The 15,259-nt window shown below is 70.8% G+C and carries 15 protein-coding genes; 14 read left to right on the top strand and 1 reads right to left on the bottom strand.

Annotated elements, in window-relative coordinates:
* Nucleotides 1–49 precede the first annotated feature (49 nt).
* The 8 genes from aroC (at nucleotide 50) to nusB (ending at nucleotide 6,371) form a co-directional block, all read left to right on the top strand.
* On the top strand, nucleotides 50–1,234 hold the full coding sequence (aroC, locus tag ABD299_RS00435) for a chorismate synthase (RefSeq protein WP_344257831.1): 1,185 nt from the start codon (nucleotides 50–52) through the stop codon (nucleotides 1,232–1,234).
* Nucleotides 1,231–1,746 (top strand): shikimate kinase, encoded by a 516-nt coding sequence (locus tag ABD299_RS00430; RefSeq protein WP_344257828.1) that lies wholly within the window; start codon nucleotides 1,231–1,233, stop codon nucleotides 1,744–1,746. Before aroC ends, ABD299_RS00430 begins: the two co-directional genes overlap by 4 nt.
* Nucleotides 1,743–2,843 carry a 3-dehydroquinate synthase gene (gene aroB, locus ABD299_RS00425; RefSeq protein WP_344257827.1) on the top strand — a complete coding sequence of 367 codons (1,101 nt, stop codon included), beginning with the start codon at nucleotides 1,743–1,745 and terminating at the stop codon, nucleotides 2,841–2,843. The genes ABD299_RS00430 and aroB overlap by 4 nt, the downstream gene beginning before the upstream one ends.
* The gene (aroQ, locus tag ABD299_RS00420; RefSeq protein WP_344257825.1) at nucleotides 2,840–3,286 is read left to right on the top strand and encodes a type II 3-dehydroquinate dehydratase; all 447 of its coding nucleotides are present in this window, start codon (nucleotides 2,840–2,842) and stop codon (nucleotides 3,284–3,286) included. The genes aroB and aroQ overlap by 4 nt, the downstream gene beginning before the upstream one ends.
* A gap of 137 nt (nucleotides 3,287–3,423) precedes the next feature.
* Nucleotides 3,424–4,101, top strand: coding sequence for an AAA family ATPase (locus ABD299_RS00415; protein WP_344257823.1), 678 nt, complete (start codon nucleotides 3,424–3,426; stop codon nucleotides 4,099–4,101).
* A gap of 89 nt (nucleotides 4,102–4,190) precedes the next feature.
* Nucleotides 4,191–5,303 carry a M24 family metallopeptidase gene (locus ABD299_RS00410; RefSeq protein ID WP_344257822.1) on the top strand — a complete coding sequence of 371 codons (1,113 nt, stop codon included), beginning with the start codon at nucleotides 4,191–4,193 and terminating at the stop codon, nucleotides 5,301–5,303.
* A 73-nt stretch (nucleotides 5,304–5,376) separates the two neighbouring features.
* Nucleotides 5,377–5,943 (top strand): elongation factor P, encoded by a 567-nt coding sequence (efp, locus tag ABD299_RS00405; RefSeq protein ID WP_344257821.1) that lies wholly within the window; start codon nucleotides 5,377–5,379, stop codon nucleotides 5,941–5,943.
* A 2-nt stretch (nucleotides 5,944–5,945) separates the two neighbouring features.
* Nucleotides 5,946–6,371 carry a transcription antitermination factor NusB gene (gene nusB, locus ABD299_RS00400; RefSeq protein ID WP_344257819.1) on the top strand — a complete coding sequence of 142 codons (426 nt, stop codon included), beginning with the start codon at nucleotides 5,946–5,948 and terminating at the stop codon, nucleotides 6,369–6,371.
* Nucleotides 6,372–6,538: 167 nt separating this feature from the next.
* On the opposite strand, the gene bldD is transcribed toward nusB, so the two are convergent.
* On the bottom strand, nucleotides 6,539–7,039 hold the full coding sequence (gene bldD / locus ABD299_RS00395; RefSeq protein ID WP_344257818.1) for a transcriptional regulator BldD: 501 nt from the start codon (nucleotides 7,037–7,039) through the stop codon (nucleotides 6,539–6,541).
* Nucleotides 7,040–7,236: 197 nt separating this feature from the next.
* On the opposite strand from bldD, the gene pyrR reads away from it, so the two are divergent.
* The 6 genes from pyrR (at nucleotide 7,237) to carB (ending at nucleotide 15,256) form a co-directional block, all read left to right on the top strand.
* A complete protein-coding gene (gene pyrR / locus ABD299_RS00390; protein ID WP_344257817.1) occupies nucleotides 7,237–7,815 on the top strand; it encodes a bifunctional pyr operon transcriptional regulator/uracil phosphoribosyltransferase PyrR in 579 nt (192 codons plus the stop codon).
* Nucleotides 7,816–7,920: 105 nt separating this feature from the next.
* Entirely contained in the window at nucleotides 7,921–8,931 is a 1,011-nt protein-coding gene (locus ABD299_RS00385) for an aspartate carbamoyltransferase catalytic subunit (RefSeq protein WP_344257816.1), read from the top strand.
* Nucleotides 8,928–10,220 carry a dihydroorotase gene (locus tag ABD299_RS00380; RefSeq protein WP_344257815.1) on the top strand — a complete coding sequence of 431 codons (1,293 nt, stop codon included), beginning with the start codon at nucleotides 8,928–8,930 and terminating at the stop codon, nucleotides 10,218–10,220. The genes ABD299_RS00385 and ABD299_RS00380 overlap by 4 nt, the downstream gene beginning before the upstream one ends.
* Entirely contained in the window at nucleotides 10,217–10,813 is a 597-nt protein-coding gene (locus tag ABD299_RS00375; protein WP_344257813.1) for a PH-like domain-containing protein, read from the top strand. Before ABD299_RS00380 ends, ABD299_RS00375 begins: the two co-directional genes overlap by 4 nt.
* Nucleotides 10,810–11,952: a glutamine-hydrolyzing carbamoyl-phosphate synthase small subunit gene (gene carA / locus ABD299_RS00370; RefSeq protein WP_344257811.1), complete on the top strand. Its 1,143-nt coding sequence runs from the start codon at nucleotides 10,810–10,812 to the stop codon at nucleotides 11,950–11,952. Before ABD299_RS00375 ends, carA begins: the two co-directional genes overlap by 4 nt.
* Entirely contained in the window at nucleotides 11,945–15,256 is a 3,312-nt protein-coding gene (gene carB, locus ABD299_RS00365; RefSeq protein ID WP_344257810.1) for a carbamoyl-phosphate synthase large subunit, read from the top strand. The genes carA and carB overlap by 8 nt, the downstream gene beginning before the upstream one ends.
* Nucleotides 15,257–15,259: the final 3 nt, after the last annotated feature.

The following is a 15,259-nucleotide window of genomic DNA, read 5'->3' as shown; positions in this document are numbered from 1 at the left end:
GCATGCAAAGATCAGGATGTCCGAGCCGTCCGGGATCCGAGGAGCACCGTTGAGCAGATTGCGCTGGCTGACCGCAGGGGAGTCGCACGGTCCGGCGCTGGTGGCGACGCTGGAAGGGCTGCCCGCCGGGGTGCCCGTCACCACCGCCATGGTGGCCGACGCCCTGGCCCGCCGCCGGCTGGGGTACGGCCGCGGTGCCCGGATGAAGTTCGAGCGGGACGAGGTCACCTTCCTCGGCGGTGTCCGGCACGGCCTGACTCTGGGCTCCCCGGTGGCCGTCATGATCGGCAACACCGAGTGGCCCAAGTGGGAGAAGGTCATGGCGGCCGACCCGGTGGACCCGGCAGAGCTCGCGGAACTGGCCCGCAACGCGCCGCTCACCCGCCCTCGCCCCGGCCACGCCGACCTCGCCGGCATGCAGAAGTACGGTGCCGCTGACGCCCGTCCGATCCTGGAACGGGCTTCCGCGCGGGAGACCGCCGCCCGGGTCGCCCTGGGGACCGTGGCCCGCTCCTACCTCAGGGAGACCACCGGCACGGAGATCGTCTCGCACGTCGTGGAACTGGGCGCGGCTGCCGCCCCGGCGGGAACCGTACCGGTGCCCGACGACGTCGCACGGCTGGACGCCGACCCGGTGCGCTGCCTGGACCCGGCCGCGAGCAAGGCGATGGTCGACGAGATCGATCAGGCCCACAAGGACGGCGACACGCTCGGGGGAGTCGTCGAGGTCGTCGCCCACGGCGTTCCTGTCGGGCTCGGCTCCCACGTGCACTGGGACCGCCGGCTGGACGCCAGACTCGCCGCCGCCCTGATGGGCATCCAGGCGATCAAGGGCGTCGAGATCGGTGACGGCTTCGGCCTCGCACGGGTCCCGGGCTCGCAGGCTCATGACGAGATCGTCGCCACGGCCGACGGCATCCGCCGGGCTTCCGGCCGCTCCGGCGGAACAGAGGGCGGGCTCAGCACCGGCGAGCTGCTGCGGGTCCGGGCGGCGATGAAGCCCATCGCTACCGTGCCGCGCGCGCTGGCCACCGTCGACACCGCCACCGGCGAGGCCACCAGGGCGCACCACCAGCGCTCGGACGTGTGCGCCGTGCCCGCGGCCGGGATCGTGGCGGAAGCCATGGTCGCACTCGTGCTGGCGGACGCGGTGGCCGAGAAGTTCGGCGGGGACAGCGTCACCGAGACCCGCCGCAACGTCACCGGCTATCTGGAAGCCCTGGAGATCCGGTGACCGGCCCTGCTGTGGTGCTGGTCGGCCCGCCCGGAGCGGGCAAGACCACCGTGGGGGCTCTGCTGGCCGAGCGGCTCGGCCTTTCCCTGCGGGACACCGACGCCGACGTGGAACGCATGGCGGGCAAGCCCATCCCCGAGATCTTCTTCCAGGACGGTGAGCGGCGGTTCCGGCAACTGGAGGCCGAGGCCGTCCGGTCCGCCCTCGGCGGCCACGACGGAGTGCTTTCGCTGGGAGGCGGCGCGGTCCTGGACGACGGCACCCGTGCCCTTCTGTCCGGGCTGCCGGTCGCCTTTCTCGACGTCGCGCTCTCCGACGCCGTCAAGCGGGTGGGTCTTGACGCCCCGCGTCCATTGCTGGCAGTCAACCCGCGTCAGCAGTGGCGGACCCTGATGGAGGCTCGCCGGCCGCTGTACCTGCAGGTGGCCCGCGCCGTGGTCGGCACCCAGGACCGGACACCCGCCGAGGTCGCCGCGGCGGTTCTCGACGCATTGGAGCTCAGGACAGCATGACCGGTACTCACCCCGCCCCCGTCCGTATCGCCGTCGGTGGCAGCGCGGGCACCGAACCCTACGACGTCCTCGTCGGCCGGCAACTGCTCGGTGACCTCCCCGGGCTCATCGGCACCGCCGCCCGGCGGGTCGCCGTTCTCCATCCCGAAGCGCTCGCCGAGACGGGAGACGCACTCCGGGAGGACCTGGCGGCCCAGGGCTACCAGGCCATCGCCGTGCAACTGCCGAACGCGGAGGAGGCGAAGACCGCCGAAGTCGCCGCCTACTGCTGGAAGGCGCTGGGGCAGAGCGGCTTCACCCGCACCGACGTGGTGGTGGGCGTGGGGGGAGGGGCGACCACCGATCTCGCCGGTTTCGTGGCCGCGACGTGGCTGCGCGGCGTGCGCTGGGTGGCCGTCCCGACCACGGTCCTGGGCATGGTCGACGCCGCGGTCGGCGGGAAGACCGGGATCAACACCGCGGAGGGGAAGAACCTGGTCGGCGCGTTCCATCCGCCGGCGGGCGTGCTCTGCGACCTGGCCGCGCTGGAGTCCCTTCCGGTCCATGACTACGTCTCGGGCCTGGCGGAGATCATCAAGGCCGGGTTCATCGCCGACCCGGTCATCCTGGAGCTGATCGAGAGCGATCCCCGGGCTGCCCGGACTCCCGAGGGGCCGCACACCGCTGAGCTCATCGAGCGCTCCATCAAGGTCAAGGCCGAGGTGGTGTCCGGTGATCTGCGCGAGGCCGGCCGCCGGGAGATCCTCAACTACGGCCACACCCTGGCCCACGCGATCGAGAAGAACGAGCGCTACGAGTGGCGGCACGGGGCCGCGGTCGCGGTCGGCATGGTGTTCGCCGCCGAGCTGGGCCGCATCGCCGGCCGGCTGGACGACGCCACCGCCGACCGGCACCGCGCCGTGCTGGAAGCGGTCGGCCTGCCGGTGACCTACCGGGGCGACCAGTGGCCCAGGCTGGTCGAGACGATGAGGGTCGACAAGAAGTCCCGCGGCGACCTGCTGCGCTTCATCGTGCTGGAAGGGCTGGCGCGGCCCACGGTGCTGGAGGGCCCGGATCCGGCCATGCTGCTGGCCGCCCACGCGGAGATCGCCCGGTGACCCGCCGGGTCCTGGTCCTGAACGGACCCAACCTGGGCAGGCTGGGTTCGCGGGAGCCCGATGTCTACGGCGCCACCTCCTATGCCGGGCTCGTCGAGCGCTGCGCGGCAGCCGGCCGCGAACTGGGTCTGGACGTCGAGGTCAGGGAGACCAACGACGAGGGCGAGCTGATCGGCTGGCTGCATGAGGCCGCGGACGGCCGGCTGCCGGTGGTCCTCAACCCGGGGGCGTTCACCCACTACTCCTACGGCATGCGGGACGCCGCCGCTCAGCGCACCGCACCGCTCATCGAGGTGCACATCTCCAACCCCCACGCACGCGAGGAGTTCCGGCACACCTCGGTGGTGGCCGCGGTGGCCACCGGTACCGTTGCGGGGTTCGGGATCGACTCCTACGTGCTCGCCCTGCGGGCCCTGGCGGGGGAACTGTCCGGCCAGACGTGAGCGACCTGCCGGTCGCGGGCACGCTGCGCCGGGCCGGGACGTTGAGTATGAGACGGACGGCACCGGTACGGTGAGTCCCCGACGGACAGCCGCACGGCCAGGGGAGGCCGTGCCCGGAGCAGACGGAGCGGGAGCGGATGCAACAGCCCGGTGGGATGCCCGTGCCGGCCGGCATCGGACCAAGCGGTCACCTCCGGCTTCCGCCCGGAGGTGCCGTCCCCGCCCCCGACACCGGGGCGGCCACGCCCGATCCGGCGCACGCCGGGGTCGCCGTCCTGCTGATCGGGCCGGCGGGAGCGGGCAAGACGACCGTCGCGCGCCACTGGGCGCAGGCACGCCCGGTCCCCACGGCCCACATCAGCCTGGACGACGTGCGCGAGTGGGTCCGCTCCGGCTTCGCCGATCCCCGCGCCGGATGGGACGACCGGTCCGAGGCGCAGTACCGGCTCGCCCGCCGCACCTGCGGATTCGCCGCCCGCAATTTTCTGGCCAACGGCATCTCCTGCATTCTGGACGACGCCGTCTTCCCCGACCGCCCTGCCATCGGCCTGGGGGGCTGGAAGCGCCACGTCGGGCCGGGCCTGATCCCTGTGGTGCTGCTGCCCGGCCTGGAGGTGGTTCTGGAACGCAACGCCTCGCGGACCGGCACCCGCCGGCTCTCCGACGAGGAGGTCGCCACCATCCACGGACGGATGGCCGGGTGGTACGGGGCAGGCCTGCCCATCATCGACAACTCCCGGCACGACGTGGCCACCACCGCCCGGATGCTCGACGACGCGGTCTCCCGGAGTCTCAGCAGCCCGGCGCAGTGGTGAGCCGGGCCGCGGCAGCGTCTGTGCGACGCGCCGACCGCCAGGACGCGCCGATGCGGCTGCCCGGTGGCCGGGCTGCGTAGGCTCGGGGCATGTCCGAGGTACACGCGGCCCGGCGTTCCCGCCTGCGTGCCCGCTGCATGCCAGCGGGCAGCGCAGCTGTGCTGATCAGCCGGCCGGCCAATGTGCGTTATCTGGCGGGTCCGGCGGCTCCTGCCGGCTCCGTGCTGTTGCTGGGCCCGTCCGGGGAGGACGTGCTGGTGAGCCATCCGGAGCCCGGCAGGGGGTCCGCACGGGCGGCACTTCCGGACGACGGGCTGAGCTGGTCGGAACTGCCCGCCGAGGCGGACCCCGCCGTGCGTGCGGCGAGTCTGGCCGCCGAGGCGGGAGCCGAAGTCCTCGCCCTCGAGGAGCACCATCTGACCGTCGCCCGCCACCGGGCACTGGCCGGCGGGTTTCCCCGGATCCGGCTGTCCGATCTGGGCTGCGCGGTCGAGGAGCAGCGCCTGGTGAAGGACGAGGAGGAGATCGCGGCACTCCGGGTGGCGGCGGAGATCACCGACCGGGCTCTGGGGGAACTCCTGGAGTCCATCCTCGTCGGCCGTACCGAGCGTCACCTGGCCCTGGAACTGGAGCGCCGGCTCGTCGATCACGGAGCCGACGGCCCGGCCTTCCCGACCTCCGTGGGCACCGGCAGCAACTCCGGCCTGGCGGGGCACCGGCCCACCGACCGCCGGGTGGAGGAGGGGGACTTCCTCTCCGTGCGCCTGGGTGCCCGGTTCGGCGGGTACCGGTGCCAGATCGGCCGGACGTTCGTCATCGGGACGAGCCCGGCGGACTGGCAGGTCGAACTGTACGATCTGGTGTTCGCCGCCCAGCGGGCAGGCCGGGAGGCTCTCGCGCCGGGAGCCGAATGCCGCGCGGTGGACCGGGCGGCCCGTCAGGTGCTGGATGCCGCCGGGCACGGCCAGGCGCTGGGACCTGTGACCGGCCACGGAGTGGGGCTGGAAATCGGGGAGGACCCCCGCTTGTCGCCCGCCGCCATGGGTAGACTGGGGGCTTGTGTTCCGGTCACCGTCGAGCCGGGGGTCCATCTTCCGGGCCGGGGCGGCGTCCGGATCGACGACACTCTCGTCGTCCGCCCCATGGCGGACGGCGGACCCGAGCTACTCACCATCACGACCAAGGAGCTCCTCGCCCTGTAAGCCCTCCCCGCGAGGCGGGTGCGCGTCGGGCCCGAGGTCACCCCAAGCAGCAGTCTCAGGAGATTCCGCGACCGTGGCGACCACGAACGACCTCAAGAACGGCATGGTGCTCAAGCTCGACGGAGGCCAGCTCTGGTCCGTTGTCGAGTTCCAGCACGTCAAGCCCGGCAAGGGAGGTGCATTCGTCCGCACCAAGCTCAAGAACGTGCTCTCCGGCAAGGTGGTGGACAAGACCTTCAACGCCGGTACGAAGGTCGAGACGGCCACCGTCGACCGGAGGGGGATGCAGTTCTCCTACAAGGACGGCTCGGACTTCGTCTTCATGGACACCCAGACATTCGACCAGCTGCACATCAACCCCGACACGGTGGGCGAAGCGGCCAACTACCTTCTGGAGGGGCAGGACTGTACGGTCGCCATCCACGAGGAGAGCCCGCTGTTCATCGAGCTGCCCGCGGCCGTGGAGCTGGTGGTGGAGTACACCGAACCGGGAGTCCAGGGAGACCGTTCCACCGGCGGCACGAAGCCGGCCAAGCTGGAGACCGGCTACGAGATCGGGGTGCCGCTGTTCATCACCACCGGGGAGAAGATCAAGGTCGACACCCGCTCGGGTGACTACCTCGGCCGGGTGAACAGCTAACCGTGGCAGCACGCAGCAAGGCCCGCAAGCGCGCCTTCCAGATCCTCTTCGAGGCGGACCAGCGCGGCAACGGCGTCACCGATGTGCTTGCCGACTGGATACGCCTGGCCCGTGACGACGGCCGGCAGCCGCCGGTCAGTGAGTACACGATGGAGTTGGTTGAGGGGTACGCCGAGCGGGCGGCCCGGATCGACGAACTCCTGTCGGCCTACTCGGTGGGCTGGCCGCTGGACCGGATGCCGGTGGTCGACCGCTCCATTCTCCGGCTGTGCGCCTATGAGCTGCTGTGGCGGGACGAGACTCCGGACGCGGTGGTGCTCGACGAGGCGGTCCAGCTCGCCAGGGAGTTCTCCACCGATGACTCCCCGGCGTTCGTCAACGGCCTGCTGGGCCGGCTCAAGAGCCTGAAGCCGACACTGCTGCGCTGACTGACCCGGCCCGCGGTGGCCCCGCAGGATCTGCCGCAACGGGCCCGGGACCGGAAGAACGAGAAAGGCGGGCTGCGGGGGCGATCGCGCCCCCGCCGCCCCCCTTCGTCCGTGTCGTGTGGTGCCCCGCGTACCGTCCGGCGCCGGACCGCCGTGATCGTCCCGGGTCAGCTGTCCTCGGACTGGACCGCCCGGCGGGCATCGTTGCCGAGCACTCCCCAGCTGATCAGCTGCTCGGTCAGCACGGAAGGTGACTGGTCGTAGATCACGGCCAGAGTGCGCAGGTCGTCCTGGCGGATGGAGAGCACCTTGCCGTTGTAGTCGCCGCGCTGGCTCTGGATGGTGGCGGTGTAGCGCTGGAGCGGCCCGGCCTTCTCCGTCGGCACGTGCGCCAGCCGCTCCAGGTCGAGCACGAGCTTCGGCGGGGGCTCAGCGGCGCCACCGGGCGTCGAGCCGGGCAGCAGCTCCTGCACCGGCACTCCGTAGAAGTCTGCGAGCTCGGCCAGGCGCTGCACGGTGACGGCACGGTCGCCGCGTTCGTACGAACCGACCACCACCGCCTTCCAGCGGCCCTGGGACTTCTCCTCGACTCCATGGAGGGACAGACCCTGCTGGGTACGGATGGCGCGGAGCTTGGCCCCGAGCTGTTTGGCGTATTCGCTGGACATGTGTCTCCCCGGACGGCTTGTGGTAACTCATTGTGAGATTACGCAGCGTGATATCTCTCGTCAAGCCGAAGCTGGGCAGACCGCTGTGACCAGCGTGAATGCGAATCGAACGGGTGATCCTGGTACGCTCGGCACCGGATAGTTCCGACGTCCTTTAAGGCCCGTCCCGTGAGGCGGGGAAGGAGGTCCGTTTTCGTATGGACAGCAGCAGCCCGTATCCGGTCCGCTCCGTTCTGGAGGCACCGGACATCGCGCGGGTACTGACCCGCATCGCCCACGAGATCGTGGAGCGCGCCAGGGGCGCGGACGACGTCGTGGTGCTCGGCATTCCCACCAGAGGTGTCTTCCTGGCCCGCCGCCTGGCCACCCGGCTCGCGGAGATCACCGGATCACAGATTCCCGTCGGCTCGCTCGACATCACCATGTACCGGGACGACCTGCGACTGGGCCCGGCCCGGGCGCTGGCCCGCACCGACATCCCCGACGACGGCATCGACGGCCGGCTGGTGGTGCTCGTCGACGACGTGCTGTTCTCCGGCCGCACCATCCGCGCCGCTCTCGACGCCCTCAACGACATCGGCCGCCCCCGCGCCGTTCAGCTCGCGGTCCTTGTGGACCGCGGCCACCGGCAGCTTCCCATCCGCGCCGATTACGTCGGCAAGAACCTCCCCACCTCCCTGCGGGAAACGGTCAGGGTCCAGCTCACCGAGGAGGACGGCCGCGAGGGCGTGTTCCTCGGCGTCCGCGAACCCGCTCCGGCCGCCGAGGACCGGTAACCGGTCAGGCTTCCCCGCACGGACCCCGGTGCAGGGGACCGCGACTCCGTCCTGCCCGGACGCCGGCGGTACCCAGCACCTCAGTACGCTCACGGAAGGCAACAGATGGAGCGCCACCTCATCTCGGCGGCCGACCTCACCCGCGACGACGCCGTCCTGGTCCTCGACACCGCCGAGGAGCTGGCCCGGATCGCGGACCGGCCGATCAAGAAGCTGCCCACACTGCGCGGCCGCACTGTCGTGAACCTCTTCTTCGAGGACTCCACTCGCACCCGGATCTCCTTCGAGGCCGCGGCGAAACGGCTCTCGGCCGACGTCATCAACTTCTCCGCCAAGGGCTCCTCGGTCTCCAAGGGCGAGTCCTTGAAGGACACCGCCCTCACCCTTGAGGCGATGGGTGCCGACGCGGTGGTGATCCGGCATCACGACTCGGGCGCACCGCACCGGCTGGCCACCTCCGGCTGGATCGGCGGGTCGGTCGTCAACGCGGGCGACGGCACCCATGAGCACCCCACCCAGGCACTGCTCGACGCCTTCACACTCCGCCGCCATCTGGCCGGCGGGCCGGATGGTGACCCCGTCGCGCACGGAACAGCCGGTGACGGGACGGGCCGCGATCTGACCGGGCGGCGGGTCACCATCGTCGGTGACATCCTGCACAGCCGGGTCGCCCGCTCCAACGTGCTTCTTCTGCACACGCTGGGTGCGGAGGTCACCGTCGTGGCACCGCCCACGCTGCTGCCGATCGGCATCGAGTCGTGGCCGTGCCAGGTGAGTTACAGCCTCGACACGGTCCTGGACACCTCGGACGCCGTGATGATGCTGCGCGTCCAGCGGGAGCGGATGAACGCCGCCTACTTCCCCACCGAGCGGGAGTACGCCCGCCGCTACGGACTGGACGGCGACCGGATGAGCCGGATGCCCGGGCACGCCGTCGTCATGCACCCCGGGCCGATGAACCGGGGGATGGAGATCACCGCCGAGGTGGCCGACTCGCCGCGCTGCACCGCGGTCGAACAGGTCACCAACGGTGTCAGCATCCGTATGGCGGTGCTGTACCTGCTGCTGGGCGGGGCCGAGCCCGCCGTCACCACCCGCACCGAGGAGAGCAAGTGAGCAACAGCAAGACCCTGATCCGCGGCGCGAGGATCCTCGGCGGCGAGCGGACCGACGTACTGATCGACAACGGCACGGTCGCCGGTATCGGCACCGGCGCCGACACCGGCGGGGCCACGGTGATCGATGCGGACGGGCAGATCCTGCTGCCCGGCCTGGTCGACCTGCACACACACCTGCGCGAGCCCGGCCGCGAGGACTCCGAGACCGTTCTCACCGGCACCCGGGCCGCGGCGGCCGGCGGCTACACCGCCGTGCACGCCATGGCGAACACCTTCCCGGTGGCCGATACCGCCGGGGTGGTCGAACAGGTCTGGCGGCTGGGCCGGGAGGCCGGCTACTGCGACGTCCAGCCCGTCGGGGCCGTGACCGTCGGACTGGAGGGCAGGCAACTCGCCGAACTGGGAGCCATGCACGAATCCGCAGCGGGGGTCAGGATCTTCTCCGATGACGGAAAGTGCGTCGACGACGCCGTGATCATGCGCCGGGCACTGGAGTACGTGAAGGCCTTCGACGGAGTCATTGCCCAGCACGCGCAGGAACCCAGGCTCACCGAGGGCGCCCAGATGAACGAGGGCACCGTTTCGGCCGAGCTCGGCCTCACCGGCTGGCCTGCCGTGGCGGAGGAGTCGGTCATCGCCCGGGACGTGCTGCTGGCCGCGCATGTCGGCTCCCGGGTGCACATCTGCCACCTGAGCACCGCGGGATCGGTCGAGATCGTCCGCTGGGCCAAGTCCAAGGGGTGGAACGTCACCGCCGAGGTGACTCCGCACCATCTGCTGCTGACCGATGAGCTGGTCCGCTCCTACGACCCGGTCTACAAGGTCAACCCGCCGCTGCGCACCGAGAACGACGTGATGGCGCTGCGGGCGGCCCTGGCCGACGGCACCATCGACTGCGTGGCGACGGACCACGCCCCCCACCCCCACGAGGACAAGGACTGCGAGTGGGGAGCGGCGGCCATGGGGATGGTCGGCCTGGAGACGGCGCTGGCCGTCGTCCAGCACACCATGGTCGAGACCGGACTGCTCGACTGGGCCGGGGTCGCCGAGCGGATGTCCCACCGGCCGGCCGCCATCGGCCGGCTGGCCGGCCAGGGCCGTCCGGTGGCAGTGGGGGAACCCGCCAACCTCACGCTGGTCGATTCCGCCTACCGTGGAGAAGTGAACTCCGCAGGCTTCGCCTCCCGCAGCCGCAACACCCCGTATCAGGGCCGTGAGCTGCCAGGACGCGTGACGCACACCTTCCTGCGGGGCAGGGCAACGGTCGTGGACGGGAAGCTGGCGTGAATCCTCTGCTCAATATCCTCGCGGACGGCACCATCGAGCGCAGGTCGCAGGAGGTGACCGACTGGGGCGCCCGGATCGCCTGGACCGTGGCCACCCTGCTCTTCATCGCCTTCCTCTACTGGCTGATGCGCAAGGGCTGGCAGAACCGCGGAGCCTCGCAGTCCGACCTGCCCGACCTGCTGCCGGCTCCCGCGGTCACGGGAGAGCCCCGGCTGGAGATGTCCGGCCGCTACCACGGCTCCACCACCGCGGGCCAGTGGCTGGACCGCATCGTCGCGCACGGCCTGGGAGCCCGCAGCCGGGCCCGGCTCACCCTCACCGACGAGGGCGTGACGGTGCTGCGGCCCGGGGCACGGGACTTCTTCATCCCCGCCGACCGCATCAGGGGAGCCCGCCTGGACAAGGGCATCGCCGGGAAGGTCCTCACCGAGGGCGGACTGCTGGTGATCACCTGGCAACACGGCGAGCGCCTGCTCGATTCCGGTTTCCGTTCCGACCGGGCGGCCGACCACGCCGCCTGGGCCGGGACTCTCATTAACCTTTCCGGCGCCACCGATGCCGCCGCCCAGCACGACCCGGAGGCCGCACGATGACGACCCTCACCCGGGGAGCGGAAGCTCCCGCCCTTCTCGTCCTGGAGGACGGCCGCAGCTTCCGCGGCCGTGCCTACGGGGCGGCCGGGGAGACCGTCGGCGAGGCGGTCTTCTCGACCGGTATGACCGGATACCAGGAGACCCTCACCGATCCCTCCTACCACCGCCAGGTGGTCGTGATGACCGCCCCGCACATCGGCAACACCGGCATCAACGACGAGGACCCGGAGTCCCGGCGGATCTGGGTGGCCGGCTACGTCGTGCGCGACCCGGCCCGGGTCCCCTCCAACTGGCGCTCTGTGCGATCCCTGGACGAGGAACTGGCGGCCCAGGGCGTGGTCGGCATCAGCGGCGTCGACACCCGTGCCCTGACCCGCCACCTGCGGGAGCGCGGCGCCATGCGCGTGGGCATCTTCTCCGGGGACGCCCTGCGGGCAGGGGAGGAGGAACTGCTCGCCCGGGTGCGCTCGGCACCGCCGATGGCGGGGGCCGACCTGTCCGCCGAGGTGGCGACCACCGAGCCCTACACCGTCGACGCCATCGGGCCGAAGAAGTTCACGGTGGCCGCGGTCGACCTCGGCATCAAGGGAATGACGCCGCAGCGGATGGCCGAGCGCGGCATCGAGGTCCGGGTGCTGCCGGCCACGGTCACCACCGAGGAGCTCTACGCCACGGAGCCGGACGGAGTGTTCTTCTCCAACGGGCCGGGGGACCCGGCGGCAGCGGAACACGCCGTGGCCCTCATGCGGGACGTCCTGGAGCGCCGCACGCCCCTGTTCGGCATCTGCTTCGGCAACCAGATCCTCGGCCGGGCCCTGGGCTTCGGAACCTTCAAGCTCAAGTACGGCCACCGCGGGATCAATCAGCCGGTGCAGGACCGCAGTACCGGCAAGGTGGAGATCACCGCGCACAACCACGGGTTCGCCGTGGACGCGCCGCTGGACCAGGTCTGCGACACCCCCTTCGGCCGTGCCGAGGTCAGCCATGTCTGCCTCAACGACAACGTCGTGGAGGGCCTGCGACTGCTGGACAGGCCGGCCTTCAGCGTGCAGTACCACCCCGAAGCGGCCGCCGGCCCGCACGATGCCGCCTACCTCTTCGACCGCTTCGTCTCCCTGATGGAGGGCCAGCGTGCCTAAGCGCACCGATATCCAGTCCGTCCTGGTCATCGGCTCCGGCCCGATCGTCATCGGACAGGCCGCCGAGTTCGACTACTCCGGAACCCAGGCATGCCGCGTGCTCAAGGCCGAGGGCCTGCGCGTCATCCTGGTCAACTCCAACCCGGCCACGATCATGACCGACCCGGAGATCGCCGACTCCACCTACGTGGAACCGATCACTCCGGACATCGTCGAGAAGATCATCGCCAAGGAGCGCCCCGACGCCCTGCTGCCGACCCTCGGCGGCCAGACCGCGCTCAACACCGCGATGTCCCTGCACGAGGCGGGAACACTGGAGAAGTACCGCGTCGAGCTGATCGGCGCGAACGTCGAGGCCATCGCCAAGGGGGAGGACCGCGACCAGTTCAAGGAGGTCGTCGCCGCGGTGCGCGCACGCACCGGGCACGGTGAGTCCGCCCGGTCGGTGATCTGCCACACCATGGAGGAGGTCATCGCCGGAGTGGAGGAGCTGGGCGGCTACCCGGTGGTGGTCCGGCCCTCCTTCACGATGGGCGGCGCGGGTTCGGGCTTCGCCCACAACGAGGACGAGCTGCGCCGCATCGCGGGACAGGGCCTGGCTCTCTCCCCGACCACCGAGGTGCTCCTGGAGGAGTCCATCCTCGGCTGGAAGGAGTACGAGCTGGAGCTGATGCGCGACAAGCACGACAACGTCGTGGTGGTCTGCTCCATCGAGAACTTCGACCCGATGGGCGTGCACACCGGCGACTCCATCACCGTGGCCCCCGCCATGACGCTCACCGACCGGGAGTACCAGGTGCTGCGCGACATCGGCATCGAGGTCATCCGTGAGGTCGGCGTCGACACCGGCGGCTGCAACATCCAGTTCGCGGTCGATCCCCGGGACGGCCGGGTGGTCGTCATCGAGATGAACCCCCGGGTGTCGCGTTCCTCCGCGCTGGCCTCCAAGGCCACCGGGTTCCCGATCGCGAAGATCGCCGCCAAGCTCGCGGTCGGCTACACCCTGGACGAGATCCCCAACGACATCACCGAGCAGACACCGGCCTCCTTCGAGCCCACGCTCGACTACGTCGTGGTCAAGGTGCCCCGCTTCGCCTTCGAGAAGTTCCCGGCGGCCGACGCGGGCCTCACCACCACCATGAAGTCCGTCGGTGAGGCCATGGCGATCGGCCGCAACTTCACCGAGGCGCTGAACAAGGCCCTGCGTTCGCTGGAGAAGAAGGACTCCCAGTTCGCCTTCACCGGAGACCCCGGTGACCGCGAGAAGCTGCTGGAACAGGCCGCCGTGCCCACCGACGGCCGCGTCAACACCGTCATGCAGGCGATCCGTGCCGGAGCGTCGCCGCAGGAGGTCTTCGAGGCCACCGGCATCGACCCGTGGTTCGTGGACCAGCTGTTCCTGATCAACGAAGTCGCCGGAGAACTCGCCGCGGCGGACCGGCTCGGCCCGGACCTGCTGCACCTGGCCAAGCGGCACGGTTTCTCCGACGCCCAGATCGCCCGCATCCGCGGCCTGCGCGAGGACGTCGTCCGTGAGGTCCGGCACGCCCTCGGGGTGCGCCCGGTCTTCAAGACCGTGGACACCTGTGCCGCCGAGTTCGCCGCCCGCACCCCGTACTTCTACTCCTCCTACGACGAGGAGAGCGAGGTCGCTCCGCGCGAGAAGCCCGCGGTGATCATCCTCGGGTCCGGTCCGAACCGCATCGGGCAGGGGATCGAGTTCGACTACTCCTGTGTGCACGCCTCCTTCGCGCTGCACGACGCCGGCTACGAGACCGTGATGGTCAACTGCAACCCGGAGACGGTCTCCACCGACTACGACACCTCCGACCGGCTGTACTTCGAGCCGCTCACCCTCGAGGACGTCCTGGAGATCGTGCACGCGGAGACCCAGGCCGGGCCGGTGGCCGGTGTCGTCGTCCAGCTCGGCGGCCAGACACCGCTGGGACTGGCGCAGGCGCTCAAGGACAACGGTGTGCCCGTCGTCGGCACCCCGCCGGAGGCCATCCACCTGGCCGAGGAGCGTGGCGCGTTCGGCCGGGTGCTGACCGAGGCCGGGCTTCCCGCCCCGAAGTACGGCACCGCCTTCTCCTTCGAGGAGGCCCGGGCGACCGCGGCGGAGATCGGCTACCCGGTGATGGTCCGCCCCTCCTACGTGCTGGGCGGCCGCGGCATGCAGATCGTGTACGACGAGGCCTCCCTCGCCGAGTACCTCGAACGCCACGCCGGGCTCATCTCGGAACACCCGGTGCTGATCGACCGCTTCCTCGACGACGCCATCGAGATCGATGTCGACGCCCTCTACGACGGCCACGAGCTCTACCTGGGCGGCGTGATGGAGCACATCGAGGAGGCCGGCATCCACTCCGGCGACTCCGCCTGCGCGCTCCCGCCCATCACGCTGGGCGGTTACGACATCAAGCGGCTGCGCGCCTCCACCGAGGCCATCGCGAAGGGCGTCGGTGTCCGCGGACTGATCAACATCCAGTTCGCCCTGGCAGGAGACATTCTCTACGTCCTGGAGGCGAACCCGCGCGCCTCCCGCACCGTCCCCTTCACCTCCAAGGCCACCGCCGTCCCGCTGGCGAAGGCCGCGGCGCGGATCTCGCTGGGCGCCACCATCGCCGGCCTGCGTGCCGAGGGCATGCTCCCGGCCACCGGTGACGGCGGCACCCTTCCGCTGGACGCCCCCATCTCCGTGAAGGAGGCCGTGCTGCCGTGGACGCGCTTCCGCGACGTGCACGGCCGCGGGGTCGACACCGTGCTCGGCCCCGAGATGCGCTCCACCGGCGAGGTGATGGGTATCGACTCGGCCTTCGGCACCGCTTATGCCAAGTCGCAGGCGGCGGCCTACGGAGCACTGCCCACCAAGGGCCGTGCGTTCATCTCGGTCGCCAACCGAGACAAGCGTTCCATGATCTTCCCCGCCCGGGAACTGGTCGCCATGGGCTTCGAACTGCTGGCCACCTCGGGCACCGCCGAAGTCCTGCGGCGCAACGGGATCGACGCGACCGTGGTGCGCAAGCAGAGCGAGGGCCCGGGACCCGACGGTGAGCCCACCATCGTCCAGCTCATCCACGACGGACGGGTCGATCTCATCGTCAACACGCCCTACGGTACCGGCGGGCGGCTGGACGGTTACGACATCCGCACCGCGGCCGTCGCACGCGCCGTCCCCTGTCTCACCACGGTGCAGGCCCTGGCAGCCGCCGTGCAGGGCATCGACGCACTCTCCCGGGGCGAGGTCGGGGTGCGGTCCCTGCAGGAACACGCCGAACACCTCACCTCGGCCCGGGCCCGGTGACCG

Source organism: Streptomyces sodiiphilus (assembly GCF_039529215.1).
GTDB classification, from domain to species: domain Bacteria; phylum Actinomycetota; class Actinomycetes; order Streptomycetales; family Streptomycetaceae; genus Streptomyces; species Streptomyces sodiiphilus.
The sequence above is the reverse complement of the archived record's forward strand: the minus strand, read 5'-3'. Positions and strand labels throughout refer to the sequence as shown.

Coding starts and splice junctions, on each gene's coding strand:
- aroB (WP_344257827.1), top strand. CDS start 1,743: ATGACCGGTACTCACCCCGCCCCCGTCCGTATCGCCGTCGGTGGCAGC.
- ABD299_RS00415 (WP_344257823.1), top strand. CDS start 3,424: ATGCAACAGCCCGGTGGGATGCCCGTGCCGGCCGGCATCGGACCAAGC.
- ABD299_RS00410 (WP_344257822.1), top strand. CDS start 4,191: ATGTCCGAGGTACACGCGGCCCGGCGTTCCCGCCTGCGTGCCCGCTGC.
- bldD (WP_344257818.1), bottom strand. CDS start 7,039: ATGTCCAGCGAATACGCCAAACAGCTCGGGGCCAAGCTCCGCGCCATC.
- pyrR (WP_344257817.1), top strand. CDS start 7,237: ATGGACAGCAGCAGCCCGTATCCGGTCCGCTCCGTTCTGGAGGCACCG.
- ABD299_RS00385 (WP_344257816.1), top strand. CDS start 7,921: ATGGAGCGCCACCTCATCTCGGCGGCCGACCTCACCCGCGACGACGCC.
- carA (WP_344257811.1), top strand. CDS start 10,810: ATGACGACCCTCACCCGGGGAGCGGAAGCTCCCGCCCTTCTCGTCCTG.